The organism is Streptomyces sp. NPDC046881 (assembly GCF_040645015.1).
Classification (GTDB): Bacteria; Actinomycetota; Actinomycetes; order Streptomycetales; family Streptomycetaceae; genus Streptomyces.
Window position 1 is genome coordinate 46,488 of record NZ_JBEYXJ010000004.1, and the last position, 24,520, is coordinate 71,007.

Sequence of the window (24,520 nt, forward strand, 5' to 3'; positions counted from 1 at the left end):
GGGGTGCCGGGCAGCGGCATGTACGCGGGGAACGTCAGCGCACGAACACTCCCGCCTGGTTCGCCAGGTCCAGGAAGTACTGCGGTGCCACACCGAGGACCAGTGTCACCGCCACGCCCAGGCCGATCGCGACCATGGTCAGCGGTGACGGAACGGCGACGGTCGGGCCTTCCGCCCTCGGCTCGCTGAAGAACATCAGCACGATCACCCGGATGTAGAAGAACGCGGCGATGGCCGAGGAGATCACACCGATCACGACCAGTGGTGCCGCGCCGCCGTCCGCCGCCGCCTTGAACACGGCAAACTTCCCGGCGAAGCCGGAGGTCAGCGGGATGCCGGCGAAGGCCAGCAGGAACACCGCGAACACGGCCGCCACCAGCGGCGAGCGGCGGCCCAGGCCCGCCCACTTGGACAGGTGGGTGGCCTCGCCGCCGGCGTCGCGGACCAGCGTGACGACGGCGAAGGCGCCGATCGTGACGAAGGAGTAGCCCGCCAGGTAGAAGAGGACGGACGACACGCCGTCCTTCGACGTGGCGATGACACCCGCGAGGATGAATCCGGCGTGGGCGATGGACGAGTAAGCCAGTAGCCGCTTGATGTCGGTCTGGGTGATGGCGACGATCGCACCGCCCAGCATGGTGATGATCGCCACGGCCCACATGACCGGCCGCCAGTCCCAGCGCAGCCCGGGCAGGACGACGTAGAGCAGGCGCAGCAGCGCGCCGAACGCGGCCACCTTGGTCGCCGCCGCCATGAAGCCGGTCACGGGGGTGGGCGCGCCCTGGTAGACGTCGGGCGTCCACATGTGGAAGGGCACCGCGCCGACCTTGAACAGCAGGCCCATCACGAGCATGGCGCCGCCGATCAGCAGCAGCGCGTCGTTGCCCATGGTGTTGGCGAGCGCCGGGTCGACGTCGGTGGCCGTGCCGTCGACGACCTGGGCGATGCGGGCGTACGACACCGAGCCCGCGTACCCGTACAGCAGCGCGATGCCGAACAGGGTGAACGCGGAGGCGAACGCCCCGAGCAGGAAGTACTTGACCGCGGCCTCCTGCGACATCAGGCGCTTGCGGCGGGCCAGCGCGCACAGCAGGTACAGCGGGAGGGAGAAGACCTCCAGGGCGACGAACAGGGTCAGCAGGTCGTTCGCCGCGGGGAAGACCAGCATGCCGCCGATGGCGAAGAGGAGCAGCGGGAAGACCTCGGTGGTGGTGAAGCCCGCCTTCACGGCCGCCTTCTCGCTGTCGCTGCCGGGCACGGATGCGGCCTGCGCGGCGAAGGAGTCGACCCGGTTGCCGTGCGCCGCCGGGTCCAGGCGGCGCTCGGCGAAGGTGAACAGGCCGACCAGGCCGGCCAGCACGATGGTGCCCTGCAGGAAGAGGGCCGGGCCGTCGACCGCGATCGCGCCCATGGCCGCGATGTGCGCCTTGGTGGTGCCGTACCCGTCGGCCGCCAGCGCGACGACCGCGGCGAACGCGGCGCACAGGGCCACGACGGACACGAAGACCTGGGCGTAGTAGCGGGACCTGCGCGGCACGAAGGCCTCGATGAGCACCCCGACCAGCGCCGCACCGATGACGATCAGGGTGGGCGACAATTGTGCGTATTCGATCTTCGGCGCGTCGATCTTCGAGATCGGATCGGCCGCGGTTGTCCACAGGCTGTGGACGGCTGGTGCGCTCACTTGGCCGCCTCCACTGCGGGCTTGGGGTCCTTCTGGTGTACGTCGGACATGGTCTGCTTGACCGCCGGGTTGACGATGTCCGTGACGGGCTTCGGGTAGACGCCCAGGAAGATCAGCAGCACGATCAGCGGGGCGACGACGACCAGCTCGCGCGCGCGGAGGTCGGGCATCGCCGAGACCTCCGGTTTCACCGGGCCCGTCATCGTCCGCTGGTACAGCACGAGGGTGTACAGCGCGGCGAGGACGATGCCGAAGGTGGCGATGATGCCGATCACCGGGTAGCGCGTGAACGTGCCGACCAGGACGAGGAACTCGCTGACGAACGGCGCCAGTCCGGGAAGCGACAGGGTGGCCAGGCCGCCGATCAGGAAGGTGCCGGCGAGCACCGGGGCGACCTTCTGCACGCCTCCGTAGTCGGCGATGAGCCGGGAGCCGCGCCGGGAGATGAGGAAGCCGGCGACCAGCATCAGCGCGGCGGTGGAGATGCCGTGGTTGACCATGTAGAGCGTGGCGCCGGACTGGCCCTGGCTGGTCATCGCGAAGACGCCCATGATGATGAAGCCGAAGTGCGAGATCGACGCGTACGCCACCAGGCGTTTGATGTCCCGCTGGCCGACGGCGAGCAGGGCTCCGTAGACGATGCTGATGAGCGCCAGGACGAGGATCACGGGCGTCGCCCACTTGCTGGCCTCCGGGAACAGCTGGAGGCAGAAGCGGAGCATCGCGAAGGTGCCCACCTTGTCGACGACCGCGGTGATGAGCACGGCGACCGGGGCGGTGGCCTCCTGCATGGCGTTGGGCAGCCAGGTGTGCAGCGGCCACAGCGGCGCCTTCACCGCGAAGGCGAAGAAGAAGCCGAGGAACAGCCAGCGTTCGGTGCTGGTCGCCATGTGCAGCGAGCCGCCGGCGCGGGCCTCGGCGATCTCGGTGAGCGAGAAGTTCCCGGCGACCACGTAGAGGCCGATCACCGCGGCCAGCATGATGAGGCCGCCGACCAGGTTGTAGAGCAGGAACTTCACCGCGGCGTACGACCGCTGGGTGGCGGCCGTCTCCTCGCCGTGCGCGTGCGCACGGTCCCCGAAGCCGCCGATGAGGAAGTACATCGGGATGAGCATGGCTTCGAAGAAGATGTAGAAGAGGAAGACGTCGGTGGCCTCGAACGAGATGACCACCATCGCCTCGACCGCCAGGATCAGCGCGAAGAAGCCCTGGGTGGGCCGCCAGCGGCGACTGCCGGTCTCCAGCGGGTCGGCGTCGTGCCAGCCCGCCAGGATGATGAACGGGATCAGTACGGCGGTCAGCGCGATCAGTGCGACCGCGATGCCGTCGACGCCCAGCTCGTACCTGACGCCGAAGTCCTTGATCCAGGCGTGGGACTCGGTGAGCTGGTAGCGGGCGCCGCCCGGGTCGAAGCGGACCAGGACGGTGATCGCCAGGGCGAGCGTGGCGAGCGAGACGACCAGCGCCAGCCATTTCGCGGCGGTGCGCCGGGCGGCCGGTACGGCGGCCGTGGCGACGGCCCCGAGGGCCGGGAGCGCCGCCGTCGCTGTCAGCAGAGGAAAGGACATCGGTATCAGACCGCCCTCATCAGCAGGGTCGCGGCGACCAGGAGTGCCGCACCGCCGAACATCGAGACCGCGTAGGAGCGGGCGAAGCCGTTCTGGAGCCGGCGCAGCCGTCCGGACAGGCCGCCGAAGCCGGCTGCCGTGCCGTTGACGACGCCGTCGACCAGGGTGTGGTCGACGTACACCAGGGAGCGCGTCAGGTGCTCGCCGCCGCGCACCAGGACCACGTGGTTGAAGTCGTCCTGGAGCAGGTCGCGGCGGGCCGCGCGGGTGAGCAGCGAGCCGCGCGGGGCGACCGCCGGGACGGGCTTGCGGCCGTACTGGGCCCAGGCGATGGCGACGCCGATGACCAGGCACACCATGGTGGCGCCGGTGACCGTGGCCGCGCTGAGCGGTGAGTCGCCCTCGCTGTGGCCCGTGACGGGCTCCAGCCAGTGCAGGAAGCGGTCGCCGATGCTGAAGAAGCCACCGGCGAAGACCGAGCCGACGGCCAGCACGATCATCGGGATGGTCATGACCTTCGGGGACTCGTGCGGGTGCGGCTCGGCGTGCTCGCCGCGGGTCTCGGCGGCGGGCTCCACGCTGGGCTCGGCCGGGGACGGGGTCGGGGCCTTGCGCCACCGTTCTTCTCCGAAGAACGTCATCAGCATCACGCGCGTCATGTAGAAGGCGGTGATGGCCGCGCCGAGCAGGGCCGCGCCGCCGAGGATCCAGCCCTCGGTGCCGCCCTTGGCGAAGGCCGCCTCGATGATCTTGTCCTTGGAGAAGAAGCCGGACAGGCCCGGGAAGCCGATGATGGCGAGATAGCCGAGGCCGAAGGTGATGAAGGTGATCGGCATGTACTTGCGCAGGCCGCCGTAGCGGCGCATGTCGACCTCGTCGTTCATGCCGTGCATCACGGAACCGGCGCCGAGGAACAGGCCGGCCTTGAAGAAGCCGTGCGTCACCAGGTGCATGATCGCGAAGACGTAGCCGATGGGGCCGAGGCCGGCGGCGAGGACCATGTAGCCGATCTGCGACATGGTGGAGCCGGCCAGCGCCTTCTTGATGTCGTCCTTGGCGCAACCGACGATCGCACCGAACAGGAGCGTGACCGCGCCGACGACGGTGACGGCCAGCTGGGCGTCGGGGGCGGCGTTGAAGATGGCGCCGGAACGGACGATCAGGTACACGCCCGCGGTCACCATCGTCGCCGCGTGGATGAGGGCGGAGACCGGGGTCGGGCCCTCCATGGCGTCCCCAAGCCAGGACTGCAGCGGCACCTGGGCGGACTTGCCGCAGGCGGCCAGCAGCAGCATCAGGCCGATCGCGGTGAGCTTGCCCTCGGAGGTGTCACCGGTGTGACCGAGGACCGGGCCGAAGGCGAAGCTGCCGAAGGTGGTGAACATCAGCATGATCGCGATCGACAGGCCCATGTCGCCGACCCGGTTGACCAGGAAGGCCTTCTTCGCGGCCGTGGCGGCGCTGGGCTTGTGCTGCCAGAAGCCGATCAGCAGGTACGAGGCGAGGCCGACGCCCTCCCAGCCGACGTACAGCAGCAGGTAGTTGTCGGCGAGGACGAGCAGCAGCATCGCCGCGAGGAACAGGTTGAGGTAGCCGAAGAAGCGGCGGCGCCGCTCGTCGTGCTCCATGTACCCGACCGAGTACAGGTGGATCAGCGAGCCGACGCCCGTGATGAGCAGCACGAACGTCATGGACAGCTGGTCGAGGCGGAAGGTGACGTCCGCCTGGAAGCCGGCCACCGGGACCCAGCTGAACAGGTGCTGCGTCAGGGTGCGGTGCTCCGCGCCCTTGCCGAGGAGGTCGGCGAAGAGGATGAGGCCGAACACGAAGGAGGCGGCCGACAGGAGCGTGCCGATCCAGTGGCCGACGCGGTCCAGGCGCCGGCCGCCGGTCAGCAGGACGGCCGCTCCGAGCAGGGGCGCCGCGATGAGCAGCGCGATCAGGTTCTCCACGATTCTTCCGACCCCTTACAGCTTCATCAGGCTGGCGTCGTCGACCGAGGCCGAGTGGCGGGTACGGAACAGCGACACGATGATCGCGAGGCCCACCACGACCTCCGCGGCGGCGACGACCATCGTGAAGAAGGCGATGATCTGGCCGTCGAGGTTGCCGTGCATCCGGGAGAAGGTGACGAACGCGAGGTTGCAGGCGTTCAGCATCAGCTCGATGCACATGAAGACCACGATGGCGTTGCGCCGGATCAGTACGCCGGTCGCGCCGATCGTGAACAGCAGGGCGGCGAGGTAGAGGTAGTTGACCGGGTTCACTTCGACGCCTCCTCGGGCCGCTTGAACGTCTCCGGCTCGATCGCCCTGCGCTCCAGGCGCTCCTCCGCGCGCTGCTCCAGCGCCCGCAGGTCGTTGAGCGCCTCCGCGGACACGTCACGGATCTGGCCGCGTTCGCGCAGCGTCTTGCTGACGGTCAGCTCGGACGGGGTGCCGTCGGGCAGCAGGCCCGCGATGTCCACGGCGTTGTGCCGGGCGTAGACACCGGGGGCGGGCAGCGGCGGGATGTGCGCGCCCTCGCGGATGCGCTGCTCGGACAGCTCGCGCTGGGTCCGGGCGCGCTCGGTGCGCTCCCGGTGGGTGAGCACCATGGCTCCGACGGCGGCCGTGATGAGCAGCGCGCCGGTGATTTCGAAGGCGAAGACGTACTTGGTGAAGATGAGGGTGGCGAGGCCCTCCACGTTGCCGTTCGTGTTCGCCTGGCCGGTGCCGTTGAACTCCTTCAGGGAGGCGTTGCCGATGCCGGCGAACAGCAGGACACCGAAGCCGACGCCGCACAGAAGGGCCAGCCAGCGCTGGCCCTTGATGGTCTCCTTCAGGGAGTCCGCGGCGGTGACGCCGACGAGCATCACCACGAACAGGAACAGCATCATGATCGCGCCGGTGTAGACGACGATCTGCACGATGCCGAGGAAGTAGGCGCCGTTGGCGAGGTAGAACACCGCCAGGACGATCATGGTGCCGGCGAGGCAGAGCGCGCTGTGCACGGCCTTCTTCATGAAGACGGTGCACAGGGCGCCGAGCACCGCGATCGTGCCGAGGACCCAGAACTGGAAGGCCTCACCGGTGGAGGTGGTGTAGGCGGCGAGGTGGTGCGCGCTCATCGGCCGATCACCTTCTCCGAGGCCGGCTCGTCCTCGCCGAACGTGGACGCGGCCTCCTGCGGGACCTCTCCCTTGGAGACGGCGACCTGGCGGACGGTGCCGGGTGCGGCCTGCGTGACCAGGCCGCGGTAGTAGTCCTGTTCGTCCGTCCCCGGGAAGATCGCGTGCGGCGTGTCGACCATGCCCTCTTCGAGACCGGCGAGCAGCTGCTCCTTGGTGTAGATGAGGTTGGCGCGGCTGGAGTCGGCCAGCTCGAACTCGTTGGTCATCGTCAACGCGCGCGTGGGGCACGCTTCGATGCACAGGCCGCACAGGATGCAGCGGGCGTAGTTGATCTGGTAGACGCGGCCGTACCGCTCGCCCGGCGAGTAGCGTTCCTCGTCGGTGTTGTCGGCGCCCTCCACATAGATGGCGTCGGCGGGGCAGGCCCAGGCGCACAGCTCGCAGCCGACGCACTTCTCCAGGCCGTCCGGATGGCGGTTGAGCTGGTGCCGTCCGTGGAACCGCGGAGCCGTGGTCTTCTTCTGCTCCGGGTACTGCTCGGTGAGCCGCTTCTTGAACATGGCCTTGAAGGTCACGCCGAAGCCGGCCACGGGGTTCTGGAAGCCGGGCTTGGTCTGCCCGGTCTCCTGAGGCTCCTCAGCCATCGGACGCCTCCTTTCCATCCGAAGATCCGTCACTGACAGTGTCCGGCCCGCCACTGACAATCAGTTCCCGCTCCCGGTTGGAGCGGCGCCTGGGCACCGGCGGCAGTTGCTGCCCGGGCAGCGGCGGTACGGGGAAGCCGCCCGCCATCGGGTCGAAGGCCGGCTCCTGGGCGGCGGGCTGCTCGGCCGTCCTCCCCTTCTCGCGGAACATGTCGGCGACGAAGGAGATCAGCAGCAGGGCGAGGACACCGCCGCCGACGTAGAGCGCGATGTCGGCGAAGTCGTAGTTCTCGTTGCGCAGGGCGCGGACGGTCGCGACCAGCATCAGCCAGGTCACCGAGACCGGGATGAGGACCTTCCAGCCGAGCTTCATCAGCTGGTCGTAGCGGACCCGCGGGAGCGTGCCGCGCAGCCAGATGAAGAAGAACAGCAGCAGCTGCACCTTGATCACGAACCAGAGCAGCGGCCACCAGCCGTGGTTCGCGCCCTCCCAGAAGCTGCTGACCGGCCAGGGGGCGCGCCAGCCGCCGAGGAACAGGGTGGTCGAGACGGCCGAGACGGTCACCATGTTCACGTACTCGGCGAGCATGAACATCGCAAACTTGATCGAGGAGTACTCGGTGTTGAAGCCGCCGACCAGGTCGCCCTCGGACTCCGGCATGTCGAAGGGGGCGCGGTTGGTCTCGCCGACCATCGTGACGATGTACAGGATGAAGGAGACCGGCAGCAGCAGGATGTACCAGCGGTCGTGCTGCTGCTCGACGATCGTGGACGTCGACATCGAGCCCGAGTAGAGGAACACGGAGGCGAACGCGGCGCCCATGGCGATCTCGTACGAGATCATCTGCGCGCAGGAGCGCAGGCCGCCGAGGAGCGGATAGGTGGATCCGGAACTCCAGCCCGCGAGGACGATGCCGTAGATGCCGACCGAGGCGACCGCGAGGATGTAGAGCATCGCGATCGGCAGGTCGGTGAGCTGCATCGTGGTGCGGTGGCCGAAGATCGAGATCTCGTTGCCGGCCGGTCCGAAGGGGATCACCGCGATCGCCATGAAGGCCGGGATGGCCGCGACGATCGGCGCGAGGACGTAGACCACCTTGTCCGCGCGTTTGACGATGACATCTTCCTTGAGCATCAGTTTCACGCCGTCGGCGAGCGACTGGAGCATGCCCCAGGGGCCGTGCCGGTTGGGTCCGATGCGCAGCTGCATCCAGGCGACGACCTTGCGCTCCCAGACGATGGAGAACAGCACGGTCACCATCAGGAAGGCGAAGCAGAACACCGCCTTGACGACGACCAGCCACCAGGGGTCGCGGCCGAACATCGAGAGGTCTTCAGCGGCGAGGTACGGGCTCATGCCTCCACCTCCTTGGGGGCCTCTCCGGCGGCAGCCGCCGGGCCGATACGGACGAGGGAGCCGGGCCGCGCCCCGGTGTCGGAGGCGACGCCGGAGCCGACGGAGTTCAGCGGGAGCCAGACCACCCGGTCGGGCATGTCGGTGATCTGGAGGGGCAGTTCGACCGTGCCGGCGGGGCCGGTGACGGCCAGGGGTGCGCCGTCGGCGACGCCCGCCTCGGCGGCGGTCGCGGCGGACACGCGCGCGCGTGCGGCGTGCCGGGTGCCGGCGAGCGCCTCGTCGCCCTCCTGGAGGACGCCCTGGTCGAGCAGCAGCCGGTGTCCGGCGAGCACGGCCTCGCCGACGGCCGGCCGGGGCAGCACGCCCGCGGATTCCATGGGCCCGCCGGCGCGGGGGCCGTCCCAGGGGCCGAGCCGGTCGATCTCCGCGCGCGTGGTGCGCAGATCCGGCAGGCCCAGGTGGACGTCCATGGCGTCGGCGAGCATCTGCAGCACGCGCGTGTCGGTCGGTGCGAGCCGGCGGGTCATCTGGTCGGGCTTGAGCGCGGCCTCGAAGAAGCGGACGCGGCCTTCCCAGTTGAGGAAGGTGCCCGCCTTCTCGGCGACCGCGGCGACGGGCAGGACGACGTCGGCGTGCTCGGTGACCTCGCTGGGCCGCAGCTCCAGCGAGACCAGGAAGCCGACGCCGTGCAGCGCCTCACGCGCGCGTGCCGGGTCGGGCAGGTCGGCGACCTCCACCCCGGCGACCACCAGTGCGGACAGTTCGCCGTTGGCGGCGGCCTCGACGATCTGGTGGGTGTCGCGGCCGTAGCGCGACGGGAGTTCGGCGAGCCCCCAGACGGCGGCGACCTCCTCCCGCGCGCGCGGGTCGGTCGCCGGGCGGCCGCCCGGCAGCAGCGAGGGCAGCGCGCCCGCCTCGACGGCGCCGCGCTCACCGGCCCGGCGCGGGATCCACACCAGTTCGGCGCCGGTCGCGGTGGCGGCGCGGAGGGCGGCGGTGAGGCCGCCCGCGACCCCGGCCAGCCGCTCCCCTACGACGATGACGGCGCCCTCGGTGCGCAGGGCCTCGGCGGCACGCGCGCCGGGCTCCTCCAGGCCGTCGCCGCCGGCGAGGGCGTCCAGCCACTCCGGCTCGGTGCCCGGCGCGGCCGGCAGCAGCGTGCCGCCGGCCTTCTCCAGGCCCCGGGTGGCGTGCGTGGCCAGCGCGAACACCTGCTGCTTGTGCTTGCGCCAGGCCTTGCGCAGCCGCAGGAAGACGCCGGGTGCCTCCTCCTCCGACTCGAAGCCGACCAGCAGCACGGCGGGCGCCTTCTCCAGGGAGGTGTACGTGACGCCCGTACCGTCGAGGTCACGGCCGCGGCCGGCGACCTGTGCGGCCAGGAAGTCGGCCTCCTCGCCGCTGTGCACGCGCGCGCGGAAGTCGATGTCGTTGGTGTCGAGCGCCACGCGCGCGAACTTGCTGTACGCGTAGGCGTCCTCGACGGTCAGCCGGCCCCCGATGAGGACGCCGGCCCGGGAACGGGCGGCGGTCAGGCCGCGTGCCGCCGCCTCCAGTGCCTCGGGCCAGGAGGCGGGCTCCAGAACGCCGTCGGCGTTCCGGACGAGCGGGGTGTCGAGGCGGTCCTTCTGCTGCGCGTAGCGGAACGCGAAGCGTCCCTTGTCGCAGATCCACTCCTCGTTGACCTCGGGGTCGTCGGCGGCGAGCCGCCGCATGACCTTGCCGCGCCGGTGGTCGGTGCGGGTGGCGCAGCCGCCGGCGCAGTGCTCGCAGACCGACGGCGAGGAGACGAGGTCGAAGGGGCGGGAACGGAACCGGTAGGCGGCCGAGGTGAGCGCGCCGACCGGGCAGATCTGGATGGTGTTGCCGGAGAAGTACGACTCGAACGGGTCGCCCTCGCCGGTGCCGACCTGCTGGAGCGCGCCCCGCTCGACCAGTTCGATCATCGGGTCGCCCGCGATCTGGTTGGAGAAGCGGGTGCAGCGGGCGCACAGCACGCACCGCTCGCGGTCGAGCAGCACCTGGGTGGAGATCGGTACGGGCTTCTCGTAGGTGCGCTTCTTGCCGTCGAAGCGGGACTCGGCGTTGCCGTGCGACATCGCCTGGTTCTGCAGCGGGCACTCGCCGCCCTTGTCGCAGACCGGGCAGTCCAGCGGGTGGTTGATGAGCAGCAGCTCCATCACGCCGTGCTGGGCCTTCTCGGCGACCGGCGAGGTCAGGTGGGTCTTCACCACCATCCCGTCGGTGCAGGTGATGGTGCAGGACGCCATCGGCTTGCGCTGGCCCTCGACCTCGACGATGCACTGGCGGCAGGCACCGGCCGGGTCCAGGAGGGGGTGGTCGCAGAACCGCGGGATCTCGATGCCGAGCTGCTCGGCGGCCCGGATGACCAGGGTGCCCTTGGGCACGCTGATCTCGATGCCGTCGATCGTCAGCGTGACGAGGTCCTCCGGCGGGACCGCCGCCTCTCCGCCACCCGCGGGAGCGTTGGTGGTCACGGTCATGCGTTCACCTCCGGGCGGTCCGCCCAGGCCGTCGACTTGGCCGGGTCGAAGGGGCAGCCCCGGCCGGTGATGTGCTGCTCGTACTCCTCACGGAAGTACTTCAGCGAGGAGAAGATCGGTGATGCGGCACCGTCACCGAGGGCGCAGAAGGACTTGCCGTTGATGTTGTCGGCGATGTCGGCGAGCTTGTCGAGGTCGGACATGACGCCCTTGCCGGCCTCGATGTCCCGCAGCAACTGCACCAGCCAGTACGTGCCTTCGCGGCAGGGCGTGCACTTGCCGCAGGACTCGTGGGCGTAGAACTCGGTCCAGCGGGTCACGGCCCGCACCACGCAGGTCGTCTCGTCGAAGCACTGCAGTGCCTTGGTGCCGAGCATGGAGCCGGCGGCGCCGACGCCCTCGTAGTCGAGGGGGACGTCGAGGTGCTCGTCGGTGAACATCGGTGTCGAGGAGCCGCCCGGTGTCCAGAACTTCAGGCGGTGGCCCGGCCGCATGCCGCCGCTCATGTCGAGGAGCTGGCGCAGGGTGATGCCGAGCGGGGCCTCGTACTGGCCGGGGCTCGCGACGTGGCCGCTGAGCGAGTAGAGCGTGAAGCCCGGGGACTTCTCGCTGCCCATCGACCTGAACCATTCTTTGCCGTTTTTCAGGATGGCGGGAACTGAAGCGATCGACTCGACGTTGTTCACCACAGTCGGACAGGCGTAGAGGCCTTCCACCGCAGGGAAGGGGGGACGGAGCCGCGGTTGACCACGGCGGCCTTCGAGCGAGTCGAGCAGTGCGGTCTCCTCACCGCAGATGTACGCGCCCGCACCCGCGTGCACGGTGAGCTGGAGGTCGAGTCCGCTGCCCAGGATGTTCTCGCCGAGGTAGCCCGCCGCGTAGGCCTCGCGCACGGCCTCGTGCAGCCGCCGCAGAACTGGGACGACTTCACCACGCAGATAGATGAAGGCATGCGACGACCTGATGGCATAGCACGCGATCACAATGCCCTCGATGAGGCTGTGCGGGTTCGCGAAGAGGAGCGGGATGTCCTTGCAGGTGCCCGGCTCCGACTCGTCGGCGTTGACAACTAGATAGTGCGGTTTCCCATCACCCTGAGGAATGAACTGCCACTTCATTCCGGTCGGGAACCCCGCGCCGCCGCGGCCTCGCAGCCCGGATTCCTTGACGTACGCGATCAGGTCGTCCGGCGACATGGCGAGGGCCTTGCGGAGCCCCTCGTACCCCTCGTGCCTCCGGTAGACGTCCAGGGACCAGGACCGGTCCTCGTCCCAGAAGGCCGACAGCACGGGTGCGAGCAGCTTCTCGGGGCTCATGTCCTTGAGCTCGGATGCCACGGTCATCACTCCCCCTCCTCGGCGGTAGGCCCTGCCGGGTGAGCCGGGTCGGAGGCCGACGTCTCCTGCGGCGCGTCATGGGAGCTGAGGTGCTCGGACGGCGACGGCTCGTGCACCCTGTCCTGCGGTTCCCCCTGCGGACCTCCGCGCGGATGGACCACGCGTGCGGATGCGGCCTCTCCCCTTGCCAGGCGAAGGCCCACCAGCGACGCGGGTCCCGCACTGCCGCCCTCCTCGACGGCCCCGGGCCGCTCGTCGGGGAAGCCGGCCAGAATCCGCGCGGTCTCCTTGAAGGTGCACAGCCGCGCCCCGCGCGTGGGCTGTGCGGGGCGCCCCGCGCGCAGGTCGTCGACCAGGCGCTTGGCGCTCGCCGGGGTCTGGTTGTCGAAGAACTCCCAGTTGACCATCACCACCGGCGCGTAGTCGCAGGCCGCGTTGCACTCGATGTGCTCCAGGGTGACCTTGCCGTCGTCGGTGGTCTCGCCGTTGCCGAGGCCCAGGTGTTCCTGGAGGGCCTCGAAGATCGCGTCGCCGCCCATCACCGCGCACAGCGTGTTGGTGCACACGCCGACCTGGTAGTCACCGGAGGGCCGGCGCCGGTACATCGTGTAGAAGGTGGCGACGGCGGTGACCTCGGCTGTGGTCAGGCCCAGCATGTCCGCGCAGAACTGCATCCCGGTGCGCGTGACATGGCCCTCCTCCGCCTGCACGAGGTGGAGCAGCGGCAGCAGGGCGGACCGCGAGTCCGGGTAGCGCGCGATGACCTCGCGCGCGTTCGTCTCCAGCCGGGCCCTGACGTCGTCCGGGTAGGCGGGCGCGGGCAGTTCGGGCATGCCCAGGCTGACGCCCCGCTCCGAAGAAGAGGTGGTCACCGGTCGACGCCTCCCATCACGGGGTCGATGGACGCGACGGCGACGATGACGTCGGCGACCTGGCCGCCCTCGCACATCGCCGCCATGGCCTGCAGGTTGGTGAAGGACGGGTCGCGGAAGTGGACCCGGTAGGGGCGGGTGCCGCCGTCGGAGACGGCATGCACCCCGAGTTCGCCCTTGGGCGACTCGACGGCCGCGTACGCCTGTCCCGGCGGGACGCGGAAGCCCTCGGTGACCAGCTTGAAGTGGTGGATCAGGGCCTCCATGGAGGTGCCCATGATCTTCTTGATGTGGTCGAGGGAGTTGCCCAGTCCGTCCGGTCCCAGGGCGAGCTGGGCGGGCCAGGCGATCTTCTTGTCGGCGACCATGACCGGGCCGGGCTGGAGCCGGTCCAGGCACTGCTCGACGATCCTGAGCGACTGGCGCATCTCCTCCAGGCGGATGAGGAAGCGGCCGTAGGCGTCGCAGGAGTCGGCGGTCGGGACGTCGAAGTCGTACGTCTCGTAGTCGCAGTACGGCTGCGTCTTGCGCAGGTCGTGCGGGAGGCCGGTGGCGCGCAGGATCGGGCCGGTCGCGCCGAGGGCCATGCAGCCGGCCAGGTCGAGGTAGCCGATGTCCTGCATGCGGGCCTTGAAGATGGGGTTCCCGGTGGCGAGCTTGTCGTACTCCGGGAGGTTCTTCTGCATCTTCTTCACGAACTCGCGGATCTGGTCCACCGCGCCGGGCGGCAGGTCCTGGGCGAGTCCGCCGGGCCGGATGTACGCGTGGTTCATGCGCAGGCCCGTGATGAGCTCGTAGATGTCGAGAATCATTTCACGATCACGGAATCCGTAGATCATGATCGTGGTGGCGCCCAGTTCCATGCCGCCGGTGGCGATGCACACCAGGTGCGAGGAGAGCCGGTTCAGTTCCATCAGGAGCACCCGGATGATCTTGGCGCGCTCGGTGATCTGGTCCTCGATGCCGAGGAGCTTCTCGACGGCGAGACAGTAGGCGGTCTCGTTGAAGAAGGACGTCAGGTAGTCCATGCGCGTGACGAAGGTGGTGCCCTGCGTCCACGTGCGGTACTCGAGGTTTTTCTCGATGCCGGTGTGGAGGTAGCCGATGCCGCAGCGGGCCTCGGTGACCGTCTCGCCCTCGATCTCCAGGATCAGGCGGAGCACTCCGTGGGTGGACGGGTGCTGGGGTCCCATGTTGACGACGATGCGTTCGTCGTCGGCGCGGGCCGCGGACTGGACGACCTCGTCCCAGTCGCCACCGGTGACGGTATATACGGTGCCCTCGGTGGTCTCGCGTGCGGACGCGGCCGACGCGGCGGATGCTGACTGCGTGCTCACGAGTACGACCTCCGCTGGTCCGGAGCCGGGATCTGGGCGCCCTTGTACTCGACGGGGATGCCGCCGAGGGGATAGTCCTTGCGCTGCGGGTGGCCCTGCCAGTCGTCGGGCATCATGATCCGGGTCAGGGCCGGGTGACCGTCGAAGACGATCCCGAAGAAGTCGTAGGTCTCGCGCTCGTGCCAGTCGTTGGTCGGGTAGACGGAGACCAGCGACGGGATGTGCGGGTCGCTGTCGGGGGCGCTGACCTCGAGGCGGATCAGCCGGTTGTGGGTGATCGAGCGCAGGTGGTAGACGGCGTGCAGCTCGCGGCCCTTGTCGTTCGGGTAGTGGACACCGCTGACGCCCGTGCACAGCTCGAAGCGCAGGGCCGGGTCGTCGCGCAGGGTGCGGGCGACGCGGACCAGGTGCTCGCGTTCGATGTGGAAGGTCAGCTCGCCGCGGTCGACGACCGTCTTCTCGATGGCGTTGCCGGGCGGGAGGCCCTGCTCCTCCAGGGCGCCCTCCAGTTCGTCGGCGACCTCGTCGAACCAGCCGCCATAGGGCCGGGCCGCCGGTCCCGGGAGCCGGACCGAGCGGACCAGGCCGCCGTAGCCGGAGGTGTCGCCGCCGTTGTTGGCGCCGAACATGCCGCGCTGGACGCGGATCTCCTCGCCGCCCTGGCCGCGGCGGCCGGGGAGGTTGGAGGCGGAGAGGTCCTTCTCGGGGTTCACCCCGTTCGCGGACCCGTTCGCCCCGTTGACTCCGTGGGTGCCGTTCGCGTCGCTCACCGCAGCAGCCCCTTCATCTCGATCGTGGGCAGGGCCTTGAGCGCCGCCTCCTCCGCCTCGCGGGCCGCTTCCTGCGCGTTCACGCCGAGCTTGGAGGACTGGATCTTCTGGTGGAGCTTGAGGATCGCGTCCATCAGCATCTCGGGGCGGGGCGGGCAGCCGGGCAGGTAGATGTCGACCGGGACGATGTGGTCGACGCCCTGGACGATCGCGTAGTTGTTGAACATGCCGCCGGAGGAGGCGCACACCCCCATGGAGATCACCCACTTGGGGTTGGGCATCTGGTCGTAGACCTGCCTCAGGACGGGCGCCATCTTCTGGCTGACCCGGCCGGCGACGATCATCAGGTCGGCCTGGCGCGGTGAGCCGCGGAAGACCTCCATGCCGAAGCGGGCGAGGTCGTAGCGGCCGGCGCCGGTGGTCATCATCTCGATGGCGCAGCAGGCCAGGCCGAAGGTGGCCGGGAAGACGGACGCCTTGCGCACCCAGCCCGCGGCCTGCTCGACGGTGGTCAGCAGGAAGCCGCTCGGCAGCTTTTCTTCGAGTCCCATGTCGTTAAAGGCCCCTCAGTCCCATTCCAGGCCGCCGCGCCGCCATACGTACGCGTAGGCGACGAAGACGGTGAGCACGAAGAGCAGCATCTCCACGAGCCCGAAAATCCCCAGGGCGTCGAAGGTGACGGCCCAGGGGTAGAGGAAGACGATCTCGATGTCGAAGACGATGAAGAGCATCGCCGTCAGGTAGTACTTGATGGGGAAGCGCCCGCCGCCGGCCGGCGTGGGGGTCGGCTCGATGCCGCACTCGTAGGCCTCGAGCTTGGCGCGGTTGTACCGCTTCGGACCGATCAGCGTGGCCATGACCACGGAGAAGATCGCAAAGCCTGCCCCGAGGGCTCCCAGTACGAGGATGGGCGCATACGCGTTCACCGCTCCTCGCTCCTCTCAGTCGGCACTGACTGCTGGCGGTTGCACTGGGCTCACGTCCGCCTCACCGGTCCCACGAGCCCCGCTCGTCCCGGGCGAAGATCGAGAACATGTGAAGCAGGTCACAAGCCCAACTGCCTCGCATCTTATGCCCGCCGCTCTGTGATCTGCGACACGGGGTATTGCACAAGCTTTGTGATCTCCACCACCTGACGAAGGATCATGAAGTCGGATGATGAGTGATCTTCATACGTGAAGCGTTCAGTTGATCACCAGACGTGACAATCTTGCCTGTCTTTGCAGGCCGGAGGGGGCGTCTCCATATCAAGAGAGTTCCGTTGCATGCAAATTGGCGTGGGACGCGGATGGCTGCTAGAGGACTGCGTTCACACATCAGGGGGAGGCGAGGGGTGGGGTGTGGACGCGGGTCGGGGTGCGTGCACGCGTTCACGAGCCGGGCGCGCGCGGGACGCCGTGGTTCCGGTGGTCGTTCCGTGACCTCCGCCACATTGATGAGAGGCCTCTGAGAAGCGGGCTTGGCCAACGACCCCAACCGATGGTAGGTGGGGGGCAATTCGGACGTAATGATCAAAGACCGTGATCAAGGGCTTGATCACGGGCGTCCGCAATGTCCGTTACGGCGTCAATAAAGAGCGACACGCCCGGGATTTGAGGGCTCGATTGAGTAACTGTGGCGCAGCACACGTTTCTTGAAGATATGAAGGAGCCCCTGGTACCGGTTGTTCCCATGTCCCACACCGCTCACATACGCAGCCACCGGAAGCCCCGCCGCAGCGCGTCGACCCTCGCGATGCGGGCCGGAGTTGCCGGTGGCGTTCTCGGCACCCTGGCAGTCGCCGGGGCGTCCGGCTCGGCGAACGCGGCCGAGCCGGTGACGCAGACCCTTGAACTGCCCACCCTGACGGCCGACCTGGCCGCTCAGGCGGCCCAGTCCGCGGACGCCACCGAACAGGCCGCCGCGCACTACCAGCTGCAGGCCGAGCGTGACGCGGCTGCCGCCAAGGCCGCCAAGGAGGCCAAGGCGGACCTCGCCGAGGCCAAGAAGAAGGCGGCCGAGGCCAAGAAGAAGGCGCAGGAGGAGGCCCGCAAGGAGGCCGCCGCTCGCGCCTCGCGCACCGCGGACCGGACCACGCTCTCCACCACGGCGAGCACCGGCTCCACCTCGACCTCGACCTCGACGTCCACCAGCACCTCCCCGGCCACCGGTTCCGCCGCGGCCGTCATCAGCTTCGTCAAGGCGCAGGTCGGCAAGGCCTACGTCTCCGGCGCCACCGGCCCGTCCGCCTACGACTGCTCCGGCCTGGTGCAGACGGCCTTCAAGCAGGTCGGCATCAGCCTGCCGCGCGTCTCCCAGGACCAGTCGACCGCCGGCACCCAGGTCTCGCTCAGCAACCTGCAGCCGGGCGACATCCTGTACTGGGGCAGCGCGGGCAGCGCGTACCACGTCGCGGTGTACGTCGGCGACGGGATGTTCGTGGGCGCCCAGAACCCCTCCACCGGCGTCGTGGAGCGCCCGCTGTCGTACGACCCGCCCACCGGCGCCGTGCGGGTGCTCTGACCGCACTCCGCACCTCTCACGCAAGGGCCGCAGCCGCTCGGGGGCAGCGGCCCTTGCGTCGTCCCTGGCATGCTCTGCCCGGGCCGCCGTCCGGCGGTCCGACGCCGAGTGGAGGAGTCCACGCGATGCCACGCGTGTTCGTTCAGGGAGTTCCCGCCGACTACTACCCGCGCCACGCCCCCGAGGCCGGGCGGGGCGCGGTGCGCCGCATCACCGAGGTCGGCGAGCAGGTGCTGCACAAGCCGTGCCGGGACGTCACGGAGTTCGGGCCCGACCTCGCCGCGCTCGTCGACGACCTGTTCCGCACCATGTACGTCGCCGAAGGGGCGGGACTGGCGGCGAATCAGGTCGGGGTCGATCTGCGGGTGTTCGTGTACGACTGCCCCGACGACGACGGAGTCTGGCATGTCGGGCATGTCGTCAACCCCGTGCTGGACACGCCCACGAGCGGGCGACGGCTGCTGGACGAGGGCGAGGGCTGTCTGTCGGTTCCCGGCGCCGTGATGGCCGTACCGCGGCCGGACCGGGCCGTCGTACGCGGGCAGGACAAGGACGGCCGTCCGGTCGTCGTGGAGGGCACGGGGTACTTCGCGCGGTGCCTGGTCCACGAGACCGACCACACCAACGGGTACGTCTACCTGGACCGGCTCTCGAAACGGGACAAGAAGGACGCGCTGCGGCAGATGGCGGACCGGCGGGACGAGGTGTACGCCCGCCGGGCCGCCAACGCCGCGGCTTTCAGCTCCTAGTCACGCCTTCGGGGCCACCTTGCTCAGCCCGTTGATGATGCGGTCCATCGCGTCGCCGCCCGTCGGGTCGGTGAGGTTCGCGAGGAGCTTGAGGGTGAACTTCATCAGCACCGGGTGGGTCAGACCGCGCTGGGCGGCGATCTGCATGACCTTCGGGTTGCCGATGAGCTTCACGAAGGCACGGCCGAGCGTGTAGTAGCCGCCGTAGGTGCCCTTGAGGACGCGCGGGTAGCGCTGGAGGGCGATCTCCCGCTGGGCGGGCGTCGCGCGCGCGTGGGCCTGCACGATGACGTCGGCGGCGATCTGGCCGGACTCCATGGCGTAGGCGATGCCCTCGCCGTTGAAGGGGTTCACCAGGCCGCCGGCGTCGCCGACGAGCAGCAGCCCGCGCGTGTAGTGCGGCTGGCGGTTGAAGGCCATGGGGAGGGCGGCGCCGCGGATGGGGCCGGTCATGTTCTCGGGGGTGTAGCCCCAGTCCTCCGGCATGGAGGCGCACCACGCCTTGAGGATCTCGCGCCAGTCCAGCTCCTTGAAGGAGGCGGAGGTGTTGAGCACGCCGAGGCCCACGTTGGAGGTGCCGTCGCCCATGCCGAAGATCCAGCCGTAGCCGGGCAGCAGCCGGTCCTGGGGACCGCGCCGGTCCCACAGCTCCAGCCAGGACTCCAGGTAGTCGTCGTCGTGGCGGGGGCTCTCGAAGTAGGTCCGGACGGCGACGCCCATCGGGCGGTCCTCGCGGCGGTGCAGGCCCATGGCGAGGGACAGCCGGGTGGAGTTGCCGTCGGCGGCCACCACCAGGGGCGCGTGGAAGGTCACCTCGCGCTTCTCCTCGCCGAGCTTGGCGGTGACACCGGTGATGCGGCCGGTGCGGTCGTCGACGACCGGGCCGCTCACGTTGCAGCGCTCGTACAGCCGCGCGCCCGCCTTCTGGGCGTTGCGGGCGAGCTGCTCGTCGAAGTCGTCGCGCTTGCGGACGAGTCCGTAGTTCGGGTAGGCGGCGAGATCGGGCCAGTCCAGCTGGAGGCGGGAGCCGCCGCCGATGATGCGCAGGCCCTTGTTGCGCAGCCAGCCGGCCTCCTCGGAGATGTCGATCCCCATGGCGACGAGCTGCTTCACCGCGCGCGGGGTGAGGCCGTCACCGCAGACCTTCTCGCGCGGGAACTCGGTCTTCTCCAGGAGCAGCACGTCGAGACCGGCCTTGGCGAGGTGGTACGCGGTCGTGGAACCGGCCGGTCCCGCCCCCACGACGATCACATCGGCGGTGTTCTCGGAGAGGGGCTCGGTCACGACGGTCACGGCGGGATCTCCCCAAGTTCGAAATCAGTGTGCCGACCGGCACTGGACATGGGCAGTCTATTCAGCAGAATTGATCACCCGGCTGAAGGGCTGCCCTGTGAACCGACCTCTCCCCGCGGTACGGCTGCGCGTTCCCACGCACGAGGACGCGGTCGCCTGGCACCGGGTCTTCGCCGACCCGGAGGTCATGGAGTTCCACGGCGGCAGGCCGGCGGAGCTGTCGGCGTACGAAGAGCTCACCGCGCGCCAGCGGCGGCACGACGCGGAGCACGGTTTCTGTCTGTGGACCCTACTGGACGAGTCCGGGGAGGTCATCGGCTTCACCGGTGCGCAGCCCTGGCCGAGGGACTGGGGCCCGGTCGGCGAGACCGAGATCGGCTGGCGGCTGGGGCGGGCGCACTGGGGCAAGGGGTACGCCACCGCGGCGGCGCGGGAGACGCTCGGCCGGGTGCGGGCGGCCGGGGTGCCCGGTGTGGTGGCGATGGTCCGGCCGGGCAACGGGCGGTCCCTGGCGGTGGCCCGGCGGCTCGGCATGGAGCAGGCGGAGACCTACACCCACCCCGCGTTCGACGAACCGGCACTCTGCTTCCGGCTGAGCCTCACCGACAACTACGCACAGTAGTCGTCTGTTACAGAAAGACACCGGCGCCTTCCGGGCGGCCCGGGCGGGAGTTACCCTGCCAGTACCGCTGGGGGTGACATCTGTGCGTATAACACCCAAAACACCCGAAGTGCGCGTCCCGCGTCTGGTCGGTCTGATGGCCATGGACGCGCGCGAAACGGCCCGGGCGCGGGGGCTGTCCCTCAACGCGCCGGACCGCCCGGACTTCCACCGCACCGTCGTCGACTACGTCGTACGCCAGTATCCGCAGCCCGGCGCCGAGGTGCCGGCGGACTCGATGGTGTACGTGTGGTTCGACTTCGGTGAGGGCGAGGGCGGCGGAGGCGTGCGCGAGCCGCGCGTTCCGCGGCCCCCGACGGGCGGACTGCAACGGGAACTGGACCAGCCCGGCGACCCGTGCGGGGTGGCCGGATTCAGCTCTCCTTGAAGCCCCGGTGCAGTGCGACCACACCGCCGGTGAGGTTGCGCCACGCCACCTTCGACCAGCCCGCCTTGCGCAGCCGTTCGCCGAGGGCGGGCTGGTCGGGCCAGGCCCGGATGGTCTCGGCGAGGTAGACGTACGCGTCGGGGTTGGAGGACACCGCGCGCGCGACCGGCGGCAGCGCCCGCATCAGGTACTCGGTGTAGACGGTACGGAAGGGCGCCCAGGTCGGGTGGGAGAACTCGCAGATCACCACGCGTCCGCCAGGCCGGGTGACCCGGTACATCTCCCGCAGGGCCGCGTCCGTGTCCTGCACGTTGCGCAGCCCGAAGGAGATCGTCACCGCGTCGAAGGTGTCGTCCTTGAAGGGCAGCTTCGTCGCGTCGCCCGCGGTGAACGGCAGCCAGGTGTGCTTCCTCTTGCCGACCTGGAGCATCCCGAGGGAGAAGTCGCAGGGGACCACGTACGCGCCCGTCCGCGCGAACGGCAGCGAGGAGGTGGCCGTGCCGGCGGCCAGGTCCAGGACCTTCTGCGCGGGGCGTGCGTCGACCGCCTTCGCCACCTCCCTGCGCCAGAACCGGTCCTGGCCGAGCGACAGCACGTCGTTCGTCAGGTCGTACCGTTCCGCCACGTCGTCGAACATCGAGGCGACTTCGTGCGGCTGCTTGTTCAGGGAAGCGCGGGTCACCCGCCCATTCTTGCAGCCCGCCCTCCGAGCAGGGGCGTCGGCTTCCTGCGCGCCGCGACGTCCTCCACCCAGCCGCACAGCAGCACGAAGCCGGCGATCAGGATCCAGCCGACGCCGATCATGGACCATTGGCTGTCCAGCGGCAGGTAGTGAGAGATTCCCCTTCATGAGGAGACCACTGAGGCCGATCGCCGCGTTCACCTGTGCCGTCGCACTCGCGGTGACCGGCTGCTCCCAGGGGGCCGGGAGCACGGCGGCCGCGGGCACGCCCCGCTCCGCCGCCCACTCCCCCGGCTACACGCCCTACGTCAGCGCCACCGAGGCCGCGGCCACCGACTCCGCCGGTTCCCCGACCACGTACAACCTGGCCTTCGTGATCTCCGGCGGCAGCGGCTGCACCCCGGAGTGGAACGGCACCGAGGCCGTCGCCGATTCCGCCGTGACGTCCCGGATATCGGCGTTGAAGAAGAACGGCGCCACCGTCCGTGTCTCCTTCGGCGGGGCCTCCGGAAAGGAGTTGGCCGCCACGTGTGACAACGCCGAGGAACTCGCCGCCGCTTATGCCGAGGCGCTCGACGCGGCCGGTTCCACCGCGGCCGATTTCGATATCGAGGGAGAGGAACTGACCGACTCCGCGTCCGTCGGCCTGCGTTCGCGGGCGATAGCCCGGCTGCAGAGGGAACGGCCGGACCTGGAGGTCTCCTTCACCCTTCCGGTGATGCCGTCGGGGCTCGACGCGGGCGGCCTCGCCCTGCTGGAGTCGGCGAACACCCATGACGTCCAGGTGTCCACGGTCAATCTCATGACCATGAACTACGGCGAGTCGTACGGCGGTGACATGGGGGACTACGCCGTGACGTCCGCGAGGGCCGCGCACGCGCAGTTGAGGAAGGTGTTCGGGCTGTCGGACGCCGGGGCGTGGCGCGGGATGGCGCTCACGTCGATGATCGGGGTCAACGACGTGGCCGGTGAGACGTTCACGCTCGCCGACGCCGGTGAGGTGCGGGCGTTCGCGGAGCGGAAGGGCATCGCGTGGGTGTCCATGTGGTCCGCGTTCCGGGACCGGCCGTGCGCGAGCGCATCCGCCGCGCAGGACGCGTCGACCGTGTGCAGCGGGGTGAAGCAGGAGAAGGGGGCGTTCGCAGAAGCGTTCGCGGGGTGAGGTACGGGTGGGGGACGCCCCTCAGCGCCGCCGGAACACCAGCCTCCCCGCCACCACCGTGGCCACGCACGTCCCCGCCCCCCGCTCGGTCAGCTCCGCCTCGTCGCGGACGTCGAAGACGGCGAAGCGGGCCGGGGAGCCCGGGGCCAGGGCGGGCGGGGTCGCGGGCGGGAGGGCGGAGGCGAGCGGGTCCAGGGAGGGGACGCCGGGGGAATGGGGCCGGCGGGGCAGGAGTTCGAGCCCGGTGCGGTGCACGGCGTCCCGTACCGCGCGGTTGCGCAGCGGTGCGCAGGCCGCCGCGACCGTGCCGTGGGCGAACATGCGCTGCACCCCGCGCCGGGCGCTCGCGCCCCAGCGGGCGTCGTCGGGGGCGAGGGCCGTCAGCGCGTCCCCGGTCAGCGGCTCGGTGCCGAGGGTGTCGGCCTCCCGCGGGTCGGGGTGGTACGTCTCCTCCAGCAGTTCGGTGCCGTGGAGGTTGACGAATCCGGGCGTGAGGATGCCGGGCCAGCTGCGCACGCGCGCGTGCGGGTGCGCGGCGGCCAGCTCCTCCAGGGGCCCGACGGCCTCGATGCGCTCGCCTCTGACGAGGACGGCGTGGCCCCGGGAGTCCGCGTGGATCGTCAGCACGGGGCGCCTAGTTCGACGCGAGCAGCTTCAGCTCGGGGTGGGCGGTGCCGCCCTCGATGGCCGTGGAGGAGATGTGCGAGACCACGCGGTCGTCGACGGGGTCGTTAGCCGGGTCGTCGTGGACGAGCAGGTGCTCGTACGTCGTGGACCGCTGGGCCGGGACCCGGCCGGCCTTGCGGATCAGGTCGATGATCTCCAGGCGGTTGGAGCGGTGCCTGGCGCCGGCCGAGGAGACCACGTTCTCCTCCAGCATGATGGAGCCGAGGTCGTCGGCGCCGTAGTGCAGGGACAGCTGGCCGACCTCCTTGCCGGTGGTGAGCCAGGAGCCCTGGATGTGCCGGACGTTGTCCAGGAAGAGGCGGGCGATGGCGATCATCCGCAGGTACTCGAAGAGGGTCGCCTGGGTGCGGCCCTTCAGGTGGTTGTTCTCGGGCTGGTAGGTGTACGGGATGAAGGCGCGGAAGCCGCCCGTACGGTCCTGTACGTCCCGGATCATCCGCAGGTGCTCGATCCGCTCGGCGTTGGTCTCGCCGGTGCCCATCAGCATGGTGGAGGTGGACTCGACGCCCAGCCGGTGCGCGGTCTCCATGATCTCCAGCCAGCGCTCGCCGCTCTCCTTGAGGGGCGCGATGGCCTTGCGGGGGCGCTCGGGGAGCAGTTCCGCGCCGGCGCCGGCGAAGGAGTCCAGGCCGGCCTCGTGGATGCGGGTGATGGCCTCCTCGACCGACACCCCGCTGATCCGGGCCATGTGCTCGACCTCGGACGCGCCCAGGGAGTGGATGACCAGCTGCGGGAAGGCTTCCTTGATGGCGCGGAAGTGCTTCTCGTAGTACTCGACGCCGTAGTCCGGGTGGTGGCCGCCCTGGAACATGATCTGGGTGCCGCCCAGCTCGACGGTCTCCGCGCAGCGGCGCAGGATGTCGTCGAGGTCGCGGGTCCAGCCCTTCTCCTTGTCCTTGGGGGCCGCGTAGAAGGCGCAGAACTTGCACGCCGTGACGCACACGTTCGTGTAGTTGATGTTCCGCTCGATGATGTACGTGGCGATGTGCTCGGTGCCCGCGTAGTTGCGGCGGCGTACGGCGTCGGCGGCGGCGCCCAGGGCGTGCAGGGGGGCGTCACGGTAGAGGACGAGTGCCTCTTCCGGGGTGATCCGCCCACCGGCAGCGGCACGGTCGAGGACAGACGTGAGGTCGGCCTTCTCGGTCACCAGGGCGTCCCTTTCGTCAAGGGTTGTGGACGGGTCGAAGTCAGCCTACGCCAGCCGTTTCGGCCGC

Annotated in this window: 23 protein-coding genes and 1 pseudogene; 5 read left to right on the plus strand and 19 right to left on the minus strand. The window is 69.8% G+C overall.

The features are described from left to right. Positions 1-34: 34 nt before the first annotated feature. Genes nuoN through ABZ923_RS03740 form a run of 14 tightly spaced genes read right to left on the minus strand, consistent with a single transcriptional unit; the run spans position 35 to position 16,108 of the window. A complete protein-coding gene (gene nuoN / locus ABZ923_RS03675; RefSeq protein WP_361466313.1) occupies positions 35-1,684 on the minus strand; it encodes an NADH-quinone oxidoreductase subunit NuoN in 1,650 nt (549 codons plus the stop codon). Continuing rightward, on the minus strand, positions 1,681-3,252 hold the full coding sequence (locus tag ABZ923_RS03680) for an NADH-quinone oxidoreductase subunit M (protein ID WP_361466316.1): 1,572 nt from the start codon (positions 3,250-3,252) through the stop codon (positions 1,681-1,683). Before ABZ923_RS03680 ends, nuoN begins: the two co-directional genes overlap by 4 nt. A 5-nt stretch (positions 3,253-3,257) precedes the next feature. Then, a complete protein-coding gene (gene nuoL, locus ABZ923_RS03685) occupies positions 3,258-5,204 on the minus strand; it encodes an NADH-quinone oxidoreductase subunit L (RefSeq protein ID WP_361466318.1) in 1,947 nt (648 codons plus the stop codon). Between the two features lie 15 nt (positions 5,205-5,219). After that, entirely contained in the window at positions 5,220-5,519 is a 300-nt protein-coding gene (gene nuoK, locus ABZ923_RS03690) for an NADH-quinone oxidoreductase subunit NuoK (protein WP_023547474.1), read from the minus strand. After that, the gene (locus tag ABZ923_RS03695; protein WP_361466321.1) at positions 5,516-6,361 is read right to left on the minus strand and encodes an NADH-quinone oxidoreductase subunit J; all 846 of its coding nucleotides are present in this window, start codon (positions 6,359-6,361) and stop codon (positions 5,516-5,518) included. The genes nuoK and ABZ923_RS03695 overlap by 4 nt, the downstream gene beginning before the upstream one ends. Beyond that, complete coding sequence (nuoI, locus tag ABZ923_RS03700; protein WP_361466324.1) at positions 6,358-7,008, minus strand: NADH-quinone oxidoreductase subunit NuoI; 651 nt, start codon at positions 7,006-7,008, stop codon at positions 6,358-6,360. Before nuoI ends, ABZ923_RS03695 begins: the two co-directional genes overlap by 4 nt. Then, positions 7,001-8,365, minus strand: a complete 1,365-nt coding sequence (nuoH, locus tag ABZ923_RS03705) for an NADH-quinone oxidoreductase subunit NuoH (RefSeq protein WP_361466327.1) — start codon at positions 8,363-8,365, stop codon at positions 7,001-7,003. Before nuoH ends, nuoI begins: the two co-directional genes overlap by 8 nt. After that, entirely contained in the window at positions 8,362-10,866 is a 2,505-nt protein-coding gene (locus ABZ923_RS03710) for an NADH-quinone oxidoreductase subunit G (protein WP_361466329.1), read from the minus strand. The genes nuoH and ABZ923_RS03710 overlap by 4 nt, the downstream gene beginning before the upstream one ends. Beyond that, positions 10,863-12,212 carry an NADH-quinone oxidoreductase subunit NuoF gene (gene nuoF, locus ABZ923_RS03715; protein WP_199808406.1) on the minus strand — a complete coding sequence of 450 codons (1,350 nt, stop codon included), beginning with the start codon at positions 12,210-12,212 and terminating at the stop codon, positions 10,863-10,865. Before nuoF ends, ABZ923_RS03710 begins: the two co-directional genes overlap by 4 nt. Then, the gene (nuoE, locus tag ABZ923_RS03720; RefSeq protein WP_361466332.1) at positions 12,209-13,075 is read right to left on the minus strand and encodes an NADH-quinone oxidoreductase subunit NuoE; all 867 of its coding nucleotides are present in this window, start codon (positions 13,073-13,075) and stop codon (positions 12,209-12,211) included. The genes nuoF and nuoE overlap by 4 nt, the downstream gene beginning before the upstream one ends. After that, positions 13,072-14,412: an NADH-quinone oxidoreductase subunit D gene (locus ABZ923_RS03725; protein WP_361466334.1), complete on the minus strand. Its 1,341-nt coding sequence runs from the start codon at positions 14,410-14,412 to the stop codon at positions 13,072-13,074. The genes nuoE and ABZ923_RS03725 overlap by 4 nt, the downstream gene beginning before the upstream one ends. Beyond that, the gene (locus ABZ923_RS03730; protein WP_361466336.1) at positions 14,409-15,182 is read right to left on the minus strand and encodes an NADH-quinone oxidoreductase subunit C; all 774 of its coding nucleotides are present in this window, start codon (positions 15,180-15,182) and stop codon (positions 14,409-14,411) included. The genes ABZ923_RS03725 and ABZ923_RS03730 overlap by 4 nt, the downstream gene beginning before the upstream one ends. Continuing rightward, entirely contained in the window at positions 15,179-15,733 is a 555-nt protein-coding gene (locus ABZ923_RS03735; protein ID WP_361466338.1) for an NADH-quinone oxidoreductase subunit B family protein, read from the minus strand. Before ABZ923_RS03735 ends, ABZ923_RS03730 begins: the two co-directional genes overlap by 4 nt. A 15-nt stretch (positions 15,734-15,748) precedes the next feature. Then, entirely contained in the window at positions 15,749-16,108 is a 360-nt protein-coding gene (locus ABZ923_RS03740; RefSeq protein WP_003992243.1) for an NADH-quinone oxidoreductase subunit A, read from the minus strand. A 745-nt stretch (positions 16,109-16,853) separates the two neighbouring features. On the opposite strand from ABZ923_RS03740, the gene ABZ923_RS03745 reads away from it, so the two are divergent. Both ABZ923_RS03745 and def read left to right on the plus strand, forming a co-directional pair. After that, positions 16,854-17,684, plus strand: coding sequence for a C40 family peptidase (locus tag ABZ923_RS03745; protein WP_361466340.1), 831 nt, complete (start codon positions 16,854-16,856; stop codon positions 17,682-17,684). Between the two features lie 125 nt (positions 17,685-17,809). Beyond that, a complete protein-coding gene (def, locus tag ABZ923_RS03750; RefSeq protein ID WP_361466343.1) occupies positions 17,810-18,433 on the plus strand; it encodes a peptide deformylase in 624 nt (207 codons plus the stop codon). Here the strand turns inward: def and ABZ923_RS03755 are convergent, their stop codons facing one another. Beyond that, on the minus strand, positions 18,434-19,726 hold the full coding sequence (locus tag ABZ923_RS03755) for a geranylgeranyl reductase family protein (protein WP_361466346.1): 1,293 nt from the start codon (positions 19,724-19,726) through the stop codon (positions 18,434-18,436). It abuts the gene before it with no gap. A gap of 97 nt (positions 19,727-19,823) precedes the next feature. Between ABZ923_RS03755 and ABZ923_RS03760 the strand changes: the two genes are divergently transcribed. Beyond that, positions 19,824-20,348, plus strand: a complete 525-nt coding sequence (locus ABZ923_RS03760; RefSeq protein ID WP_361466348.1) for a GNAT family N-acetyltransferase — start codon at positions 19,824-19,826, stop codon at positions 20,346-20,348. Positions 20,349-20,457: 109 nt separating this feature from the next. After that, the gene (locus ABZ923_RS03765) at positions 20,458-20,775 is read left to right on the plus strand and encodes a PASTA domain-containing protein (protein WP_361466350.1); all 318 of its coding nucleotides are present in this window, start codon (positions 20,458-20,460) and stop codon (positions 20,773-20,775) included. On the opposite strand, the gene ABZ923_RS03770 is transcribed toward ABZ923_RS03765, so the two are convergent. Further along, entirely contained in the window at positions 20,762-21,457 is a 696-nt protein-coding gene (locus tag ABZ923_RS03770; RefSeq protein WP_361466352.1) for a demethylmenaquinone methyltransferase, read from the minus strand. The two genes, ABZ923_RS03765 and ABZ923_RS03770, sit on opposite strands and share 14 nt — an antisense overlap. Next, a pseudogene (locus tag ABZ923_RS03775) lies at positions 21,454-21,606 on the minus strand (acyltransferase); the annotation flags it as partial. The pseudogene ABZ923_RS03775 and the gene ABZ923_RS03770, both read right to left, overlap by 4 nt. A 17-nt stretch (positions 21,607-21,623) precedes the next feature. Here ABZ923_RS03775 and ABZ923_RS03780 point away from each other — a divergent pair. After that, positions 21,624-22,619, plus strand: a complete 996-nt coding sequence (locus tag ABZ923_RS03780; RefSeq protein WP_361466354.1) for a chitinase — start codon at positions 21,624-21,626, stop codon at positions 22,617-22,619. Between the two features lie 21 nt (positions 22,620-22,640). Here the strand turns inward: ABZ923_RS03780 and ABZ923_RS03785 are convergent, their stop codons facing one another. Both ABZ923_RS03785 and mqnC read right to left on the minus strand, forming a co-directional pair. Next, positions 22,641-23,246, minus strand: coding sequence for a hypothetical protein (locus tag ABZ923_RS03785; RefSeq protein WP_361466356.1), 606 nt, complete (start codon positions 23,244-23,246; stop codon positions 22,641-22,643). A gap of 7 nt (positions 23,247-23,253) precedes the next feature. After that, the gene (gene mqnC / locus ABZ923_RS03790; RefSeq protein WP_361466359.1) at positions 23,254-24,453 is read right to left on the minus strand and encodes a cyclic dehypoxanthinyl futalosine synthase; all 1,200 of its coding nucleotides are present in this window, start codon (positions 24,451-24,453) and stop codon (positions 23,254-23,256) included. Between the last annotated feature and the right edge of the window lie 67 nt (positions 24,454-24,520).

Bases quoted from the DNA above. Each gene is read 5' to 3' on its own strand.
- nuoH (WP_361466327.1), bottom strand. From the start codon at position 8,365: ATGAGCCCGTACCTCGCCGCTGAAGACCTCTCGATGTTCGGCCGCGAC.
- ABZ923_RS03680 (WP_361466316.1), bottom strand. From the start codon at position 3,252: ATGTCCTTTCCTCTGCTGACAGCGACGGCGGCGCTCCCGGCCCTCGGG.
- ABZ923_RS03735 (WP_361466338.1), bottom strand. From the start codon at position 15,733: ATGGGACTCGAAGAAAAGCTGCCGAGCGGCTTCCTGCTGACCACCGTC.
- ABZ923_RS03745 (WP_361466340.1), top strand. From the start codon at position 16,854: ATGTCCCACACCGCTCACATACGCAGCCACCGGAAGCCCCGCCGCAGC.
- ABZ923_RS03710 (WP_361466329.1), bottom strand. From the start codon at position 10,866: ATGACCGTGACCACCAACGCTCCCGCGGGTGGCGGAGAGGCGGCGGTC.
- def (WP_361466343.1), top strand. From the start codon at position 17,810: ATGCCACGCGTGTTCGTTCAGGGAGTTCCCGCCGACTACTACCCGCGC.
- ABZ923_RS03780 (WP_361466354.1), top strand. From the start codon at position 21,624: ATGAGGAGACCACTGAGGCCGATCGCCGCGTTCACCTGTGCCGTCGCA.
- ABZ923_RS03695 (WP_361466321.1), bottom strand. From the start codon at position 6,361: ATGAGCGCGCACCACCTCGCCGCCTACACCACCTCCACCGGTGAGGCC.
- nuoI (WP_361466324.1), bottom strand. From the start codon at position 7,008: ATGGCTGAGGAGCCTCAGGAGACCGGGCAGACCAAGCCCGGCTTCCAG.